Origin of the sequence: Legionella sp. PC1000 (assembly GCF_014109805.1) — a bacterium.
GTDB lineage: Bacteria > Pseudomonadota > Gammaproteobacteria > Legionellales > Legionellaceae > Legionella > Legionella resiliens.
Map to the genome: position 1 here is coordinate 2,241,933 of NZ_CP059400.1, position 18,811 is coordinate 2,260,743.

Below are 18,811 nucleotides of genomic sequence, written 5' to 3' on the forward strand. Positions count from 1 at the left end.
GCCTACTATATACTTTCTAATGATTAACTGGATTCAGTTTATCGGGATCAATGTTATATCGCTTTATTGCATCCACGACTTTGGACTTATCAATACTGCCTTCTGCAACTAAAGCATTTAATGCCGCCAAAACTATAAATTTAGCATCTACTTCAAAGAAATGGCGTAACCGTTCACGGGTGTCACTTCGTCCATAACCATCAGTACCCAAAGTTACAAAATGATTAGGCACGAAAGGTCTAATTTGATCTGCGTATATTCGTAAATAATCTGTTGCAGCAACTACAGGACCAGGTCTGCCTTCTAGTTGGGTAGCGACATAGCTTTTTTGTTCTTTTTCTTGAGGATGCATTGCATTATAACGTTCTACAGCCAATCCATCCCTTCTTAATTCATTAAAGCTTGTTACACTCCAAATATCTGAGGTCACAGAATAATCATCTTTTAGCATTTGAGCTGCTTTGATTACTTCACGCAGTATGGTTCCACTTCCCATTAACTGGATATGCTGCTTGGATTTTTTCTTACTTTCTTGCAATAAATACATTCCTTTTATGATGCCTTCTTCAACTCCTTTTGGCATATCCGGATGCATGTAGTTTTCATTCATTACGGTAATGTAATAAAAAACATTTTCCTGTTTCTCATACATACGGTACAAACCATTTTGAATGATCACAGCAAGCTCATAAGCATAGGTAGGATCATAAGAGATGCAATTTGGAATTGTTGAAGCATATAAATGGCTATGTCCATCTTGGTGTTGTAATCCTTCTCCAGCAAGGGTTGTGCGCCCAGCAGTTCCGCCTAACAGAAAACCTCTGGCCTGCATATCCCCTGCAGCCCATGCCAAATCACCAATACGCTGAAATCCAAACATCGAATAGTAAATGTAAAATGGGATCATGGCCAATTTATTTGAACTGTATGAGGTCGCTGCTGCAATCCACGAACAAAAAGCCCCTGCTTCATTAATTCCTTCCTCAAGGATTTGCCCATCTTTAGCTTCGCGATAAAACATAATTTGCTCGTGATCTACAGGTGTATAAAGCTGTCCTACTGGAGAATATATACCGATTTGTCTAAATAAGCCTTCCATTCCAAACGTCCTGCACTCATCAGGAACAATTGGAACGATACGTGAACTGATCTCCTTATTTTTCAGTAACACTGAAAGGATACGGACGAAAGCCATTGTAGTTGAAATTTCGCGATCGCCTAGTCCTTTAGTGACAGATGAGAAATCGGCCAAGGCAGGAACATTAAGAGGTTCTGTTTCAGTTGAACGCGCAGGTAAATAGCCACCCAACATTTCCCTTTGCTTTTTAATGTAGTTTATCTCAGGACTATCATCTGCAGGTTTATAAAACGGGACCTCTGCAATTTGCTCGTCACTGATAGGGATACTGAACCGGTCTCTGAATGCCTTTAATTGCTCCACAGTCATTTTCTTTTGCTGGTGTGTAATATTTTGCCCCTCACCCGCAGCCCCCATTCCATAGCCTTTAATTGTTTTTGCCAAAATAACAGTTGGAGAACCCTTATGCTCTACGGCCTTAGCATAAGCTGCATACACTTTTTGAGGGTCATGACCGCCTCTATTCAATCTCCAGATTTCTTCGTCTGTATAGTTTTCAACCATTTTCTTTAACTCTGGATATTGGTTAAAGAAATGTTGTCTCACATAGGCGCCATCGTTTGCTTTATAAGCTTGATAGTCGCCATCAACACACTCTTCCATCCGCTTTTGTAACCAACCATCCTTATCACGCGCAAGCAATGGATCCCAACGACCACCCCAAATAACTTTTATGACATTCCAACCGGCACCACGGAATAAGCCTTCGAGTTCTTGAATAATTTTACCATTACCACGAACAGGACCATCGAGTCTCTGTAAATTACAATTCACAACAAAAATAAGATTATCAAGCTTCTCTCGCGCAGCAATGCTTAAAGCACCGACTGACTCAACCTCATCCATCTCACCATCGCCAAGAAAAGCCCATACTTTTCTATCATCTACTTTGATGAGTTCCCTGTTTTCCAAATATTTTAAAAACCGTGCTTGATAAATAGCTTGTAAGGGTCCCAATCCCATAGATACTGTAGGAAATTGCCAAAACTCACTCATTAACCATGGATGGGGGTATGAAGATAGACCATCCACCTCTACTTCTTGCCGAAATTTATTTAATTGCTCTTCAGTAAGTCGTCCCTCAAGAAAAGCTCGTGCATAAATACCTGGAGAAGAATGGCCTTGAATGTAGATTAAATCCCCACCATGTTCACCATTGGGCCCTTTAAAAAAGTAATTAAATCCTGTTTCGTATAAAGTAGATGAAGAGGCATAAGATGCGATATGACCACCAAGTTCAGGAGCATATTTACCTGCCCGCAACACCATTGCCACCGCATTCCAGCGAATCAAGGCACTAATACGCTTACCAATGCCTTCATCAGGTGGCATTTGCTTTTCTTCGTGAAGCTTAATTGTATTTCTATATGGCGTATTAATTGAACTGGTTAAATTAACTCCCTCTGCATTTGCTTTATTAAGAAGCTGCTTTAAAAGAAAAGCGCCTCGGTTCGGACCATCATTGATTAATACAGCTTGCAGGGCATCCAGCCATTCACGCGTTTCTATAGGATCCAAATCTAAATTAGTTTCATTTGCCATGAAAGTGTTCCCCGAAATCTATTAAACACAGTAAGGTACAGCCTGTAATTTTTTTGGAATTACACCCGTGCAACCTTTCTTACAAATTGCGAAATCTGATAAGCAATCGCATGTTACTTTGCGGCATTGTAGTGGATCGCGGTAAGAATTCAACTCACGCATCACCTTTTTACCCTCAACTCTTTTTCCATGCACATATTTTGCAAAGTTTTTTTCTGCAACCCTTTGTGATATATAAGAACAATTGGGGCAATTATTAACGCAATTTTGTCTACAAAAATCAAAATGCTGCACACACGTCATATTGCATTGCGCCAATGAATGCTCTCTAAACGCATTTTGTTGTAATCCCTGACAACCACAAAGTCCTAGTATTATAGTGCAACAAATCAGCCGCAAAAAAGAATTCATATAGGTCGTATCCGCAATAAATGATTGTGTAGATTAAGTGCTTCAGTTCAAACACCAGGGTCTAGAGACAATTCCAGTATCTTGGAATGGTACGATTTTATGTGCTCCGATACACACATACTTAATGTTAGATGCGTTTCGGCGCTCTAAAATCACACCATTTTGGATAATCTAGCGAATTGACAAAAAGGCCCTAACTCATAAATCAAAACTACAGCCAAGTAATTAATGTAAATAAAGCAATAAAAACCAGCATAACAACAATTGCATGTTCAACCAAACTTTCTGCTTCAGGCATAGGAATTTCTTCCGTTTCATTTGTTCTAACTGCTAACAAGCCACCTATGCGTAACATATCATTATTCATATCAGGTTTTGCAAAAAAGTAACTGGTAAACGAGGAAAAACCGCGTTGAAAATTTCCTACAAGTAAAAAAAGTAACACGGTCAATCGAGCAGGTATCCATTCAAGCAAATCGGCTATTTCATTTGCCTGAACACTAGTGTAATTAAAATCACGGCATAAAGTGATTAAACGATAAGCTAAGGCTCCAATGGGGCCAGCAATGATATACCAAAATACAAGAGAAAATAATTGTCTATTGACTAAAATAAAATAGTCTCCCACAAGTTCCTGATTCGTCTTAATATCTGATTGTACGATAGGATAAAAGACATTTTGAGGGCCTAGGCAATAAAAGAAAATTATGAGGCTTAGAAGAAACCCTATCAAGCCAAATACGAGGTGATCCAACAATAGGTAAATTATCGATACAAGCAATACAATAGGAACTATTATTAAAGTCAACAGGACCCAGGGGTTAGAACCGTGTTTATTGGTGATCATTTTTATTTTTTGGCAGTAATCAGGAAACCAATAAAAACGTTGGTACGAAACAGAGTGAATCAAAAAGCGTTCACTCAATAAACACAATAATATAACTAATAATTTCATTATTTAATCCTTACGCATTTTATCAGAGAGTGCTATCGGGGTTGGGTATTTCAGTACAACAAAATATGATGAAACAATAAATGTTAAAATGGTAGTTGCTTGAATTAAATTAGACGCTTTATCCGAAATAAGCCCAGTACTCAAAGCAATGCTGGCAACAAGTAAGGAAAATTCACTCGCTTGTCCCAAACGAATGCCCACCTCTTTTGCCACATGTTTTTTTTCACCGGATTTACCAAGAAGCAAATAAAATAGAACCGGTTTAAATAGTAAAACTAAAAGAGACAAAATAAGCGCAGGAATAATCACTTGCTGCGCTAGACCAAAATTAAAAGTCGCTCCGATTGAAAAGAAAAACATCACCAGAAAAAAATCTCTTAGGGGTTTTAGGCTCTCAGCAATAAAAAGAGAAATAGGACTTGCTGCCAGAGCTACCCCAGCTAGGAAAGCACCAATATCTTCAGAAAGACCTATTTTTTGTGCAAGAACAGACATCCCCAAACACCAACCAATTGATAAAAGAAATACATATTCCTGAGTTCTATCAAAACGTGCCAGTAATCGGATCAAAACATATTTTTCAACGGTAAAAGCAAAAAGAATTAATGCTGGTAAATCTATACCCACTAAAATGATATCATCTATCGAGAAGCCACCTGTTTGTTGCGCTCCATGAATTAAGATCAGCACGATAATTGCAATAACGTCCTGCATTAATAACACGCTAATCATTACTTCACCAGTATGCTGATGGTGCAAGATAGTCGTTGGTAATAATTTCAAGCCAATAATTGTGCTTGAAAACATCATTGCACAACCCACAATCCATGATTCAGTCACACTTAAACCAAAAAGCCTGCTAATCCAATATGAAGTTACAGCAAAAAGAACTGAACTAACCAAAGCAATCCATGTAACCTTCTTTAACATGTGGACGAGATTTTGGGGTTGTAAGTGCAGTCCGAGTAGAAATAATAAGAAGACTATTCCAATATCACCAATTTGTTTGACAATAGTCACATCAGATACAAGCTTTAATCCCCATGGTCCAAAAACTGCTCCAAGAAGAATATAAGCAACCAACAATGATTGTTTGGTATAAAGAACCAAGGTTGAAAGAAATGCAGCGCCTGCGAAGATTAAGAATATTGTATAAAATACAGAGCTTTCATGCATTGATTAAGTACCTCAAAATTAAATATAACCAACCTTATTTTGAAAATTGTAGCTCTGATAAAGCGCAATAAAATAAGAAAATTGAATTCAAAAAATAGGCATATTGTGCTTCATAAAGCTATATTTTTATAGGATCCAGTTACAACTATTTTCCTAGCCAAAAATAGCGAATTGTAGACAGGCCCTAATAATTCTAATGTTTTGGAAATTTGCCTCGATAATTTTATCCATTAATCCACGAATAAGCTATTAATAATTCCATAACAACCTAAATTAAAACGGAAAAAGAGCCTCTCACTCCATTAAGCGCTAATTTGTGTTTCAAACTATCAGCCATATTTTTTGAACCAAATGGTCCTACTCGCACAATATAATGTTGCTTATAGTGCTCGATATACACCGGGGATGGAGTAATATGAGTTAATTTTTCTTTTAAACGTGTTGCCAGGGCTTCCGTTGTAAAAGCACCGGCCTGAAGATAATAATGTGCTTTTCCAGCGGGTCCCATTAACGTTTCAATTTCAACAGGAGCTGTTCCTTTGGGAAATACTCCGAGTTTTAAAGCTGCGGCATAGGACAAATCGATAATCCTATTAGAATGAAATGGGCCACGATCGTTTACTTTAACGATTGCAACCTTTCCATTATTCAAATTTTTAACTTTTACATAAGTTGGTAAAGGTAACGTTTTATGTGCGGCAGACATTACATACATGTTATAAGGTTCGCCACTGGAAGTTCTTTGTTTGTGAAATTTTGTTCCATACCAGGAAGCAATACCTCTTGCTTTATATCCTGTTGAGCTTTTCATCACTTGATAGGAGCGTCCATCAACAGAATATTCAGATATATTACCATATCGACTTAAAGGTTCTTTGGAAGGAACAGGCTCTTTAAAACTAATGTTTTTCAATTTAGCGGGTGCCCCATCTTGACGTTGGGTATATCTATTTGTTTTATTTTTGTAACGATTATATATTGAATTATTCGTACTTTGAGTTACTTGTCGTGTAGACTTTTTTGTTCCCGATGTTGAAGAATCAACGGGTTGATTTGTAGTTTGGCATCCTGCCAATAAAATTGTCACAGCAATAAGTATCTTTCGCATATTTTCCAATTTTGAATAATTGTTTTCTGGCTAATATACAGAAATATCACATAATTTCGAAGATTTATTTTAACTTGAAAAAAATTTCATTATTTTTCATCTGCTATTTTGTTGCTGGCAAAAGGCTGTGATACTATATTCACATTTTTTGCAATTGGACTAGGTAACAACATGACAAGAATAACGTCTATTTTATTAACTACGCTGTTTCTCATTACTTTATTTGTACAGTCAACTAATTCTATGGCAGATGAAGGTTCGTTACCTAATAAACCTATTGCAGACCTAGGAAGACCTTCCCCAACAGTTACAAATAAGCCTTTAGTTACTCCTTCACCTCCAATTCTTAATGCAAAAGCGTACATATTGATTGATGTGAACAGCGGCAAAATCATTGCAGAAAAGAACAGTGAAGAGCGTCTTCCTCCTGCCAGTTTAACTAAAATGATGACTTTATATGTTATATCGAATGCACTTCATCATGAGCAAATCCATCTTACCGATAATGTACGAGTGAGCCGTGATGCATGGAAAATAGGTGGTTCACGCATGTTCATCAAAGAAGGCCAACAAGTTCTTGTAGAAGACTTGCTTAAGGGGATCATTGTTGACTCAGGGAATGATGCCTGTGTTGCCATGGCAGAACATGTTGGGGGAACTGAAAACTCATTCACTGATCTTATGAATCAACAAGCTCAAAACCTTGGAATGAAAAACAGCCATTTTACTGATAGCACTGGTTTACCCGACCCTAATTTATATACTACAGCGAAAGACTTAGCGATTCTTGGTAGAGCATTAATTATTGACTTCCCACAATACTATGAGTGGTATAAACAAAAATGGTTTACCTACAATGGTATCCGTCAACCTAACAGAAATCGCTTGTTGTGGCGTGATAATCAAGTAGATGGCATAAAAACTGGTCATACAAACGAAGCAGGATTCTGTCTGGTATCTTCTGCAAAACGTGACAATATGCGCTTACTGGCGGTAGTCCTTGGCGAACCAAGTGATTCTTCCCGTGCAGATGATAGTGAAAAATTACTAAATTATGGCTTCAGATTTTTTGAAACGCACCAACTCTACAAGTCAGGCCAGTCAATCTCAGAGCTTCCTCTTTATAAAGGACAAGTTGATAAAGTAAGTGTGGGCTTAAATGAAGACCAATACATCACTATTCCCACTGGTCAATATCAACGCCTTAATATTTCCACTAAAATTCCGTCCTTCCTTGAAGCACCCATTAAGAAAGGTGATAAGATAGGTGATTTAGTGGTTCAATTTGATAATAATATCGTATCAACTCGACCATTATATGCCCTGCAAGGTGTCGAGTCAGGTGGTTTTTATACACGAAGCAAAGACTCTATACGTTTGGCCTTTAAGCGCTGGTTTGGCTCCTAAGACTTGATAGGATTTAAGGATGACAAAAACGACTTTAATCGAATTTCCCTGTTACTTTCCTATAAAAATAATAGGGAATAATTCGCCCGTTTTTCTTGAAGAAATCAGACAAATTGCCGTCACTCACTTTCCTCATATTAAGGAAGATGCACTGACTCATAAAATGAGTAAAGACTCTAATTATTTAGCAATCACAGTCACCGTTTTTGCTGAAAATCAAGACATGCTTGACGTATTTTATAGAGCCATTACTCAGCATCCAGAAGTAAAAATGGTTCTATAATGAAAATACGACAGCTAGGTATTCAAAACTACAATGATGTTTGGCTGCTAATGAAGGAATTTACACAAAAGCGCGAAGAAACTACTCAAGATGAGCTTTGGCTTTTAGAACATTTTCCAGTTTATACTCAAGGACAGGCGGGAAAGCCCGAACATATACTAAATCCTGCGTCCATACCTGTGGTACAATCTGATCGCGGAGGGCAAGTAACCTATCATGGACCAGGCCAGCTCGTTGCCTATGTTTTAATGGATATTAGAAGAAAAAATTTAGGAATAAGATCCTTGGTTGGTAAATTGGAACAGGTATTAATATCCGTTCTTGCACTTTATCAAATAGAAGCTTCTATTCGTTGCGGCGCACCTGGGGTCTACGTAAATGAGCAAAAAATAGCTTCAATAGGCTTAAGAGTAAAAAACGGCTGTACTTATCATGGAATTGCTCTCAATGTCGATATGGACTTAAAACCTTTCTCAGGAATAAATCCTTGTGGATTTGAAAAAATGGAAATGACTCAAATAAGCCATTTTGTTCCTGCGGTACAAATGGATACAGTCAATCGGCATTTTGTGCAATATTTTCTGCAACAATTTTATCCCTGAAAAAATATGAACTTGTTCGTAGACTATGTACAGCCACTGACTAACTGGTTGCAACAAAACCCTCACTGGTCTTTATTCATCACATTTCTTATTTCCTTAACTGAGTCTTTGGCAATTGTAGGTAGTATTGTACCTGGTAGTGTCACAATGACTGCCATAGGAATACTTGCTGGCTCAGGAATTATGCGTATTGATCTTACATTATTAGCAGCGATTTTAGGTGCGGTTGCCGGCGATAGTCTAAGTTACCTACTGGGTTATTATTATAGTGATCGATTGCTTGAAATTTGGCCGTTTAGTAAGTACCCCAAATGGATACAATATGGCAAAGATTTTTTTGAAACCCATGGTGGAAAAAGCGTATTAATTGGTCGTTTTGTTGGCCCCTTACGCTCAATTATTCCAGTTATTGCTGGAATAATGCATATGAAGCAATGGCGTTTTTTTGTAGCAAATGTTATATCTGCAATTGGTTGGTCTATTTTGTATATAATGCCGGGGGTTGTAATAGGAGCAGCCAGTCACGAGTTATCCACAGAAAGTGCGACGCGTTTATTTTTATTAATCCTTATTTTGCTCGCTGGAATTTGGTTATTTAGCATATTTATAAAATGGTTGATTAGGTTAGTAAGCTCTTTTTTAAAAGTCTATTTACATAATTTCTGGCTAAAACTAAAAAATAATTCACTTTTGGTTTATGTATATGATGCGTTTACGCCACAAGATGAAGCGAATCATTATCATACTGCTTCTATTGTACTAATAACTCTGTTGTGCCTGCTTTTGTTCCTTATTCTTTTAGGATTAACCGTTACGACACAGTTCCTTGCTTTTATTAATCTTCCGACTCATTTGCTTTTACAAAGTTTTAATACCCCAATACTAAGAATATTTTTTATCTGTTGCACTCAATTAACATCTACACTAACGCTACTCACTCTTTTTATTATATGTTGTTGCTGGTTTATTTATAATAAAAATAGAGTGGCAGTTATTCATTTATGCAGTTTGATTTTTTTTAGTAGCTTTATAGCTCTAGCACTTACTTACCTTGTTAATAGTCCCAGGCCCCCGGGCCTGTTAGTTGTTATGCCAGGCTCTTCTTTTCCTGCGATTAACCTACTGATTGCTACTGCGTTGTACGGATTTATTTTGTTTTATATAAATAAAACCTATACCTTATTTACGGGTATGCTTAAGTCCATTGTATTTACAATTCTTAGCTTTAGTGGTTTAGGAACTCTTTATTTAGGGGATCATTGGTTCACAGATATTTTAGCCTCCTACCTTCTAGGTACAACAATTTGTTTAATTCATTGCTTAAGTTATAGAAAATCAAATATTTCTTTGAAAAAAATGGCACATTCATCATTAATGATTCTTCCACTTTTTATCAGTATCTTTTTATCTTCATTAATAGCCACATTTATTAATTTTAAAACTTTATCTTATAATCATACCCCCTATTATAAAAAATTTACTTTGACCGAAAGAATATGGTGGGAACAGGAAAAACCTATTCTTCCAATTTATCAATTTAGCAGAATAGGAAAAAGAATCAGTTTTTTAAATCTTCAATTCGCAGGAGATTTGGATATATTACAAAATATCCTGGAAGAAAGTGGATGGCATTCCCACGAAGATTCATTTTTTACCAACTTGCTTATGCGAATGAGTCAACAACCAAACAGTGTTAAGCTTCCATTATTTACCCAATTATATGAAAATAAAGCGCCCATGCTGATTATGACGTATAAAGATCAACAAACTAAGTTAGGACTTGAATTAAGAGTCTGGGAGTCAAATTATAATTTGTCAAACGTAAACAAGCCATTATGGATAGGCAGCATTCATCCATCGAGTCGCGCGAACAAGCTAAAGAATAATTTGGGCTATTTTCCCAATTTAATTAATCCATTGGATTATATGTTTAAAGGGATACATCCTTTTGAAATCAAACAGATCAAACTTCCAGACACTATGATTAAGACAACAATATATCCAACACAGCCTTACCTGACCCTTATCAAAGAAAAATAAGCGTCCCTTGCAACTTTTACCCAGTAATAACCCGCCTTTTATTGAGCCTGTATATATTAAATCAATTATCTACAGATATTTTTAATGCAATTTAAAATCACTTTGCTTTTCAATTTCCTCATATGCTTTTGTCGTTGACTGATAACGCTCCCTAAAGCTACTAAATAATTTAGGTTTATCCTGAAGCGCTTCTTGGGAAATCGTATGTATTTCATCTAACATCCTCAGGGCTGCTTCTGGATGATTTTCTGCATACACGACTTTATCGTATATTTGCTTCATATGACTAGGTATTTGTTTGTCCACTCCATCAACCTTAATCTTTGCTTTGCTTCCCCATATGCCCAGCTCCCATGGAACAGTTTCTATTAATGATTTGATTTCTCCTAATGCAATAGATGCGTGATTTTGAGACTCTTCCTGTTTACATTTTTTATACTCTTCACTAATTCCTGGATTTTTTTCCAATAAGGCTTTGGAACATCTCAAATATTCATTTAAATCCTTTTTTACAGTCTTATCGATAATGTCCGGTGGAATATCATCTTGCGTGACCCCTGCCTCTTTTGATAATCTAGTTAGCACACTTTGTTCAACTCTCTCTTCAAATTTCTTATAAATATTCCGAATCCTTGACATAACAAGATACGTAAACTCTGCTGAGAGTAAATTTTCGGGCGTCTGAGCAAATTTTTTTTCTATATATTTTCCTGCATACCAATGTGCCGATTCTGTTTCTACTGCAGTTGGATTGTGCTTTGGGATAATAGAAACGGTATCCGTTCCATATAATTTGGCGAGCAAAGGTCTCATTTTGGAACTGAGCCCATAGGCTTCTGGTTCTCTCATAACTTCCGTCAAGACACCTCGTGCTGCTTGAATATCTTCATTTTCTGAATTAGCGGTGCTTTTTATCATAGACATTAAGTTTTCAGCTATTTGCTTCTCTTTATTACGTATTATTTTTGTCCTTTCTTTGGACTCAATTGAGGCCTTCTCTTCTTCTGTTAATTCAGATGTGTCACCCGATGCCTGTTTCCTGGCAATTGCATCCGCTGTAGCCGTTGTAACTGCTTTATCTACTTCTGATTGGATTGCTGTGCTCAACTCTTTTTGATAGGTTTCGTTCGATTCTTTTTTTGTGGCTTCATTGAGTTCATAGAGTGCGGACAGTAAAAGATCCATGCGTTTATCTCTATTCATTTGGCTTTTAGGGTCAAATGCGTCCGCAATTCGATTATATAAACCTTCTCTACGCTCTATCATGATTTACCTCTTGGACTACAACCAACTTAAAACGTTACATTCATGAGCACATGTGTTTAAATAACAAGCACGCCTGTTTTAATATTAGCTAATAAAAATTAAGAAATTATTATGTCTTCGTAAAATTGGTATTCTGACCGGAATTATCTGAGGAGTAGCGCTGTTAGAAATAAGACTTTGATTCTGGCCTTTATCAAACCATATTCAGGTTAACCATTATATATACATATATAAAAATACTGTTATAACTACTTAGCTTTAAACTAAAGACCATTTAATTTTGAGAGTATGACTCCAATGTATGCACTGGGAAAATTAATCCAATGTCTTTTTCCATTAATTGCTCTAGTACTCTTTATTATTGGAACTAAAAAAAAGGCTATTGAGCACATCATTTCAGCGCTTTGGCTTAGCCTTATTGCTGCGCTCATTCATTTCCAATTCTCGGGAAATCAAATTTTTGGAACGTATTTTGGCTATCTTAATGCAGGAGTATATTCATTTAATTTACTCATATTGGTCCTATCCTTGATACATGTCATGTCACATTTGAGTATTAACGGTCCAGCTTTCAAATACACCAGCACATTTATTAACTCACTTTTAGTCGTAGGTGCATGTGTGGTTATTAGCAATCTTTGGATTAATGCCTTTTTTATAGAGAATAAGATGGAAGGGACACCCATAATACAAGTAGCTCTCTTTGACAAACCTGAGTATTGTGAGAGTAAGTATATTTTTTATAAAATTGATCAAGACAGTTCAGTAAACTATCTCTGTCCTAATCATTATGGTCTAGTACCGTCTGTAGGACATTTAGCTGCAAGCCCAGATTTCATTACAACACAATTATCCTTACCTGTAAAAAAACAAATTCTATTGAAACAAAAAAATAAAAGTTAAATCATTGATACGGTCCTTAAGACGGAATGTATAAGGATATGTAAGCGCATAATCCGGGTTTATTTTTACTCTTAGGTTAAATTGTTCTTTGAATTAATATTTGATAAGATTTCAACAACCCACCACTTTACTATTTATATGAAACAGTTATTTGCTTTTGTCATAATGATTTTCAGTTTCAATTGCTATGCTATGGCTCCTAAACTGGATTGGGATCAAGCAGTTGATAAAGCAATAAAACGTTATGGCTTACGCGTTGAGCCCCGACTTAAATCATATTTCTCCAAAGCAGGAGTAAGTTATCCTCCACGTGATATCGCGTTGCTCGCATTTAAATCAGAAAGAAAGGTGGAACTCTGGGCTAAAAATTCTAATCAAATCTGGAAACATATCCACGATTATCCTTTAACTGGATTTAGTGGCCGGTTAGGGCCTAAGTTGCGTGAAAATGACAAGCAAATTCCTGAGGGTGTTTATAGACTGGTTAACTTTAATCCTTTTAGCAGCATGCATTTATCAATGATGATTAATTATCCCAACAACTTCGATAGACAAAAAGGTTATCAGGATGGGAGAACCAATCTAGGTAATAATATTTTTATTCATGGAAAGGACTTATCCGTAGGCTGTTTAGCTGTAGGCGATCTTGCTATAGATCAACTTTTTATTTTAGCGCGCCGTGTTGGTCTGAGTCATATTCAGGTAATTATCGCACCCAATGATCTGCGTAAGAGCAAACCGTCTACCTCTACTTTTGCTCAACCTAGATGGCTTCCTGAATTGTATAAGCAGATTGCAGAATCACTGAAACCATTCGGCAAGAAAAAATATACAGCCTAATAATCAGTATTGTAGCCTGAACGCAGCGCATTAGAGCCAGGTTTTTAATCATTCCAAGACCACCGGGTTTATTTCGCTGCACCTTGGCTACGGTTTTTTTAATATCAATTATTCTTTAGGCAACGAAGCTAAAAACTCAGTTACTTCTTTAGGAGTTAATTCGTAACACTGTCCACGTGATAAATATCTTGGCATTGCTAATACGCCATAGCGAATTCGAATTAATCGACTAACCTCTAAACCTTGTGATTCCCATAAGCGTCGTACTTCTCTATTACGGCCCTCATTTAAAGTTACATGATACCAAGAGTTCGCTCCCTCTCCACCACGAAACTCCACACGAGTAAACTTAGCCACTCCATCTTCTAACTCAACACCCTTTTGAAGATTATTTAAAGCATCAGGACTAATTTGGCCGTGAACTCTAACCGCATACTCTCTTTCTAATCCATATTTTGGATGCATTAATTGATTGGCTAAATCACCATTATTGGTAAAGATAAGTAACCCTGATGTATTCAAATCCAGACGCCCTACCTGAACCCAACGCCCCTGTCGTAAATGAGGCAGATGATCAAAAACTGTTTTTTCAAATTTAGGATCATGGCGGCTTGAGATTTCACCTACAGGTTTATGATAAAGCAGAATACGAATATTTTGTCTTATTTTAAGTGGATTAGGGATTAGTTTTCCTTTTACCGTAATTTTATCCTCAGCCCCTGCCGAATCACCTATTTTTGCTGGTTTTCCATTAACTTGAACCCAACCATTTTCTATCCAACGCTCCATTTCACGTCGGGAACCAAGGCCAGCCTGGCTTAATATTTTTTGTAACCTTTCGCTGCTCATTCAGTAATATACTCTTCATTAGGATTATGTAAGTTCAATGTTTCCATAACCTGGGGTAAGGTTGGAAGTTCATTTAAGTATTTTAAATTAAAATAATTTAAAAATTCTCGTGTAGTTGTATATACAGCGGGCTTACCCGCAACATTTTTATAACCAGAAACACGAATCCATTCTCTTTCCAACAATGTCTTTATTATTTGACTGCTTACTGCAACACCACGTATCTCTTCTATATCTGCTCGAGTAACTGGTTGCTTATAAGCAATAATAGCTAAAGTTTCAAGTAAAGCCCGAGAATATTTAGCTGGTTTTTCAATTTGCATGCGTGCAATCCAGTTACTATATTCTTTTTTGGTCTGTATGATAAACCCAGTCGCTACTTGAACAACTTCAAATGATCGAGATAGAAAGTCCTCTTTTAAGTCATTAATAATAATACCCAAATGTTCTTTAGTAGGTCTTTGCCATTCATCAAAAACCTCTAATAGCCCATCCAAAGAGATCGGTTCATTAGCACTTAATAGTATTGCCTCAACTATGTTTTTTAGTTCTTTTTCGTCCATCTTATGCTGCTCGTAAATGTATTGGCGAAAATGCTTCATTTTGGGTAATTACAATGAGCGATTGTCTTGCTAATTCTAAAATAGCTAATAGGGAAACAACTAACCCAACGCGTCCCTCTTTAATAGAAAATAATTGATTAAATTCTAAAACATTGTGTTCCTGGAGTAGTAACAAAATGTTACTCATGCGCTCACGCACAGAGAGCGCCTCCCTCGAGACCTGATGATGGCTTGTGTGCTCTTCTCGTTGTAATAATGATTTCATGGCTTCAACTAAATCCTCAAGAGTCACTTCAGGATGAATTATTATTTGCTCAAATTCAGAGGGATTTACTTGAATAATAAAATGATCTCGTTCTTGTCGCGGAAGAGCATCAAGCAATTCCGCTGCAATTTTAATTTGTTCATACGCTTGAAGTTTCCGTACGAGGCTCATACGAGGATCCTCTTCCTCATCTTCCTCATTTACAGCAGGGGACGGTAATAACAGACGCGATTTGATTTCTGCAAGCATTGCCGCCATCAATAAATAATCAGCAGCTAACTCCAAGCGCCTACATTCCATTAATTGAATGTAGTGCAAATATTGCTTAGTAATACTTACAATCGGAATATCCAATATATCAATATTCTGTTTGCGAATGAGATATAAAAGCAAATCGAGTGGACCGCTAAAGGAGTCTAGCAATACCTCAAGTGCATCGGGGGGAATGAATAAATCATCCGGAAACTCTGTAAGCTCCTTACCATCAACTACTGCTTTTACTTCCGATTGACTTGATAATTCAATATCCATGCTAATAACTCATTCTTATTAGATTCTTCATAGATATACCTTTAAAGATCGAACACGCATTTATAAACCTAATGGGAAATAAACCAAAACCCGGACGATACAATATTTAGTCCAGGCTTGCTTTTAAAAATAATCATAGAACAATCGAGCATTAATAATCGAGTCCCATAACTTCCCGAACTGTACTCAAATTTTTACAAGCCACTTCTCGCGCCGACTCGCTGCCTTCAGAAACAATTCGTTTTACTGAACTTAAATCAGATTCATATTCAGCAATTGATTCCTGAATGGGTTGTAATTCTTTGTTGATCGCGTCCACAACCGGTCTTTTACATTCGATGCAACCAATTCCAGCAGTGCGACATCCTTTTTGTACCCAATCTTTCACTTCATTATTTGAGTAAATTTTATGGAATTGCCAAACTGGACATTTTTCAGGCTCACCAGGATCAGTTCGTTTGACTCGAGCAGGATCAGTTGGCATAGTCAATACCTTTTTCTCAACCTGAGCAGGCGGCTCTCTGAGCATAATTGTATTGTGGTAGGACTTAGACATTTTTTGTCCGTCAAGACCAGGCATTTTTGCAGTTTCTGTAAGTAATGGATAAGGTTCGGGTAGAATAATTTTACCACTACCCTCTAAATAACCTAATAGACGCTCTTTATCACCAATAGACAAGTTAGATTGATCTTCTAAAAGAGCTTGTGCTGTTTTAATCGCTTCATGATTTCCATGCTCCTGAAACTGTCGACGTAACTCACTATAATATTTACTGTTCTTTTTTCCCATTTTTTTAATTGCTTCAGATGCTAATTCTTCAAAATTAGGTTCCTTGCCATAGATATGATTAAACCTTCGCGCAATTTCTCTGGTAAGTTCAATATGAGATACCTGATCTTCACCAACAGGAACGTAATCGGCATGGTAAATCAGAACATCAGCGCTTTGTAACAAGGGATAGCCTAAAAAACCATACGTTGATAAGTCCTTTTCTTTTAGTTTTTCTTGCTGATCTTTGAAACTAGGCACCCTCTCTAACCATCCCAAAGGAGTAATCATAGATAAAAGTAAATGCAGTTCAGCATGCTCAGGGACCCAGGACTGAATAAATATTCGTGATAAGCCGGGATTCACTCCACAAGCCAGCCAATCCACAATCATATCCCATAGATGTTCCTCTATAAAACCAGGCTCATCATATTGTGTTGTTAAACCATGCCAATCCGCTGCAAAAAAAAAGCAATCATATTGATGTTGTAATTTAATCCAATTTTTTATTACACCATGGTAGTGTCCAAGATGTAATCTGCCACTGACTCTCATTCCAGAAACAACTCGTTTATTGGAACTAAATAATGCTGACATCAATATCCTCTTTATAAATAAATTAACTTACCTGAAGGGTTCAGGATCACCTTTACCTTCTCTTACTATCACTGGATAATCACCAGTCAAATCAACTACTGTTGTGGGCTCTTGACCACAATGCCCCCCATCAATAACCAAATCGATTTGCTCTCCCAAAATATCGCGGATCGCTTCAGGTTCACTCAGTGGGGCCTTAGCACCAGGAAGAATTAAAGTAGTACTCATTAAAGGAGCCTCAAGACACTCCAACAATGCAAGGGTAATCGTATTATCTGGAATACGTAATCCTAGAGTTTTTCTTTTTGGATGCAACATTAAACGAGGCACTTCATGGGTTGCATTAAGAATAAAAGTATAAGAACCTGGGGTGAATGCTTTCAATAATCGGAATATTGGATTAGATACTCTGGCATAAGTACCAAGCTGAGATAAATCACGGCAAACAAGAGTCATATTATGATTTTTATCCAATTGGCGCAATCTTCTAATACGTTCAAGTGCTGCTTTATTACCTAATCCACAACCCAAGGCATAACCTGAGTCTGTAGGATAAACAATTAACCCGCCGTCCTCAATAATATTCACCGCCTTCCTCAACAAACGAGCTTGCGGATTATCGGGATGTAATGCAAAAAACTGACTCATAAAGTCCCCTGTTAGATGTTCCATTCATGCCAAATAGGTGTACAGTTAACCGGTAGCTGTTTTTGACTTCCAAGGTTCACGCGCGAAGACGTATCACCATGATAATCTGAACCAGAAGAAGCCAACAAATGGAATCTTAGGCATGTAGCGGCCAATTCATTCACTTCAGTTACTGTCATTTCACCTGAAACCACTTCTATTCCTACTCCACCAGTTGCTTTAAATTCGTTAATTAACTCATGCAATTTGGAACGCGTCAATCCGTATTTAAGCGGATGAGCGATAACTGCCTGGCCATTTGCAGCAATAATACCCTCTATTGCTTCCTGAATGCTAATCCAGGGAGTAGGAACATAGGCTAATTTACCTCTACCTAGAAACCGTTTAAATGCAGTACTAAGATCAGGAGCTTTACCTTCATTAACAAGAAGCCTCGCAAAATGAGGCCTTCCCACTCGATCATGGCCCGCTAATTCGCATGCTTTTAAATAAGCATCTGAAATACCGAGTGACGCTAATACTGCTCCAATTTGTTGGGCCCGTACTACCCTGCTTTGATTTTGTCGTTCGATTAGTTCAAGAAGATCTACAGTATGATCAATGTGATAACCTAAAATGTGTAATTCATGCTTTTTCCATCGGACACTAAGCTCGATACCATTAATTATTTTTATTGATGTTGAAGAGGCAGCCTGCAATAATTCAGAATAGCCTGCGACAGTGTCATGGTCTGTAAGCGACAGACATCTGATTTTTTGATTTTGGGCTTTTTGTATTAATTCTGCGGGACTTAAAGCTCCGTCAGAAAAATTGCTATGGCAGTGAAGATCGATCATGAATTAGTGTTATATCAAAAAAATTGATTGTAGCATAAATCTTGCAGAAGATGAGCTTTCTGCACTATTCTTGTGTGCCTAT

Annotated in this window: 17 protein-coding genes; 6 read left to right on the top strand and 11 right to left on the bottom strand. The window is 37.1% G+C overall.

Going from position 1 to position 18,811, the window contains the following annotated elements; translation table 11 throughout:
- Positions 1–16 precede the first annotated feature (16 nt).
- The 4 genes from aceE to FOLKNPGA_RS09845 all read right to left on the bottom strand — a co-directional run bounded on the left by aceE (position 17) and on the right by FOLKNPGA_RS09845 (position 6,330).
- The gene (gene aceE / locus FOLKNPGA_RS09830) at positions 17–2,680 is read right to left on the bottom strand and encodes a pyruvate dehydrogenase (acetyl-transferring), homodimeric type (protein WP_182349749.1); all 2,664 of its coding nucleotides are present in this window, start codon (positions 2,678–2,680) and stop codon (positions 17–19) included.
- A 622-nt stretch (positions 2,681–3,302) separates the two neighbouring features.
- Entirely contained in the window at positions 3,303–4,046 is a 744-nt protein-coding gene (gene ampE / locus FOLKNPGA_RS09835) for a regulatory signaling modulator protein AmpE (protein ID WP_182349750.1), read from the bottom strand.
- Between the two features lie 3 nt (positions 4,047–4,049).
- A complete protein-coding gene (locus tag FOLKNPGA_RS09840; protein ID WP_182349751.1) occupies positions 4,050–5,222 on the bottom strand; it encodes a cation:proton antiporter in 1,173 nt (390 codons plus the stop codon).
- Between the two features lie 268 nt (positions 5,223–5,490).
- Positions 5,491–6,330 (bottom strand): septal ring lytic transglycosylase RlpA family protein, encoded by an 840-nt coding sequence (locus tag FOLKNPGA_RS09845; RefSeq protein ID WP_182349752.1) that lies wholly within the window; start codon positions 6,328–6,330, stop codon positions 5,491–5,493.
- Positions 6,331–6,501: 171 nt separating this feature from the next.
- On the opposite strand from FOLKNPGA_RS09845, the gene FOLKNPGA_RS09850 reads away from it, so the two are divergent.
- The 4 genes from FOLKNPGA_RS09850 to FOLKNPGA_RS09865 are packed head-to-tail and all read left to right on the top strand — an operon-like array spanning position 6,502 to position 10,662.
- Complete coding sequence (locus FOLKNPGA_RS09850; RefSeq protein ID WP_182349753.1) at positions 6,502–7,737, top strand: D-alanyl-D-alanine carboxypeptidase family protein; 1,236 nt, start codon at positions 6,502–6,504, stop codon at positions 7,735–7,737.
- 19 nt (positions 7,738–7,756) lie between these two features.
- Complete coding sequence (locus FOLKNPGA_RS09855) at positions 7,757–8,020, top strand: YbeD family protein (protein WP_182349754.1); 264 nt, start codon at positions 7,757–7,759, stop codon at positions 8,018–8,020.
- Positions 8,020–8,622 (top strand): lipoyl(octanoyl) transferase LipB, encoded by a 603-nt coding sequence (lipB, locus tag FOLKNPGA_RS09860; RefSeq protein WP_182349755.1) that lies wholly within the window; start codon positions 8,020–8,022, stop codon positions 8,620–8,622. Before FOLKNPGA_RS09855 ends, lipB begins: the two co-directional genes overlap by 1 nt.
- 6 nt (positions 8,623–8,628) lie before the next feature.
- Positions 8,629–10,662, top strand: a complete 2,034-nt coding sequence (locus tag FOLKNPGA_RS09865) for a VTT domain-containing protein (protein ID WP_182349756.1) — start codon at positions 8,629–8,631, stop codon at positions 10,660–10,662.
- Between the two features lie 81 nt (positions 10,663–10,743).
- On the opposite strand, the gene FOLKNPGA_RS09870 is transcribed toward FOLKNPGA_RS09865, so the two are convergent.
- Complete coding sequence (locus tag FOLKNPGA_RS09870; protein ID WP_182349757.1) at positions 10,744–11,928, bottom strand: hypothetical protein; 1,185 nt, start codon at positions 11,926–11,928, stop codon at positions 10,744–10,746.
- Between the two features lie 297 nt (positions 11,929–12,225).
- Here FOLKNPGA_RS09870 and FOLKNPGA_RS09875 point away from each other — a divergent pair, with 297 nt between their 5' ends.
- Positions 12,226–12,831 carry a type I secretion system protein LssZ gene (locus FOLKNPGA_RS09875; RefSeq protein WP_182349758.1) on the top strand — a complete coding sequence of 202 codons (606 nt, stop codon included), beginning with the start codon at positions 12,226–12,228 and terminating at the stop codon, positions 12,829–12,831.
- 192 nt (positions 12,832–13,023) lie between these two features.
- Positions 13,024–13,671, top strand: a complete 648-nt coding sequence (locus FOLKNPGA_RS09880; protein ID WP_370529161.1) for a murein L,D-transpeptidase family protein — start codon at positions 13,024–13,026, stop codon at positions 13,669–13,671.
- 108 nt (positions 13,672–13,779) lie between these two features.
- Here FOLKNPGA_RS09880 and rluB read toward each other — a convergent pair whose 3' ends face one another.
- The 6 genes from rluB to FOLKNPGA_RS09910 form a co-directional block, all read right to left on the bottom strand.
- Positions 13,780–14,520, bottom strand: coding sequence for a 23S rRNA pseudouridine(2605) synthase RluB (rluB, locus tag FOLKNPGA_RS09885; RefSeq protein ID WP_182349760.1), 741 nt, complete (start codon positions 14,518–14,520; stop codon positions 13,780–13,782).
- Complete coding sequence (gene scpB, locus FOLKNPGA_RS09890; protein WP_182349761.1) at positions 14,517–15,083, bottom strand: SMC-Scp complex subunit ScpB; 567 nt, start codon at positions 15,081–15,083, stop codon at positions 14,517–14,519. Before scpB ends, rluB begins: the two co-directional genes overlap by 4 nt.
- 1 nt (position 15,084) lies before the next feature.
- On the bottom strand, positions 15,085–15,879 hold the full coding sequence (locus FOLKNPGA_RS09895; RefSeq protein ID WP_182349762.1) for a ScpA family protein: 795 nt from the start codon (positions 15,877–15,879) through the stop codon (positions 15,085–15,087).
- A 151-nt stretch (positions 15,880–16,030) separates the two neighbouring features.
- Positions 16,031–17,245, bottom strand: a complete 1,215-nt coding sequence (locus FOLKNPGA_RS09900; RefSeq protein ID WP_182349763.1) for a tryptophan--tRNA ligase — start codon at positions 17,243–17,245, stop codon at positions 16,031–16,033.
- Positions 17,246–17,272: 27 nt separating this feature from the next.
- Positions 17,273–17,893 carry an L-threonylcarbamoyladenylate synthase gene (locus FOLKNPGA_RS09905; protein ID WP_182349764.1) on the bottom strand — a complete coding sequence of 207 codons (621 nt, stop codon included), beginning with the start codon at positions 17,891–17,893 and terminating at the stop codon, positions 17,273–17,275.
- An 11-nt stretch (positions 17,894–17,904) separates the two neighbouring features.
- Positions 17,905–18,729 carry a PHP domain-containing protein gene (locus tag FOLKNPGA_RS09910; RefSeq protein ID WP_182349765.1) on the bottom strand — a complete coding sequence of 275 codons (825 nt, stop codon included), beginning with the start codon at positions 18,727–18,729 and terminating at the stop codon, positions 17,905–17,907.
- Positions 18,730–18,811: the final 82 nt, after the last annotated feature.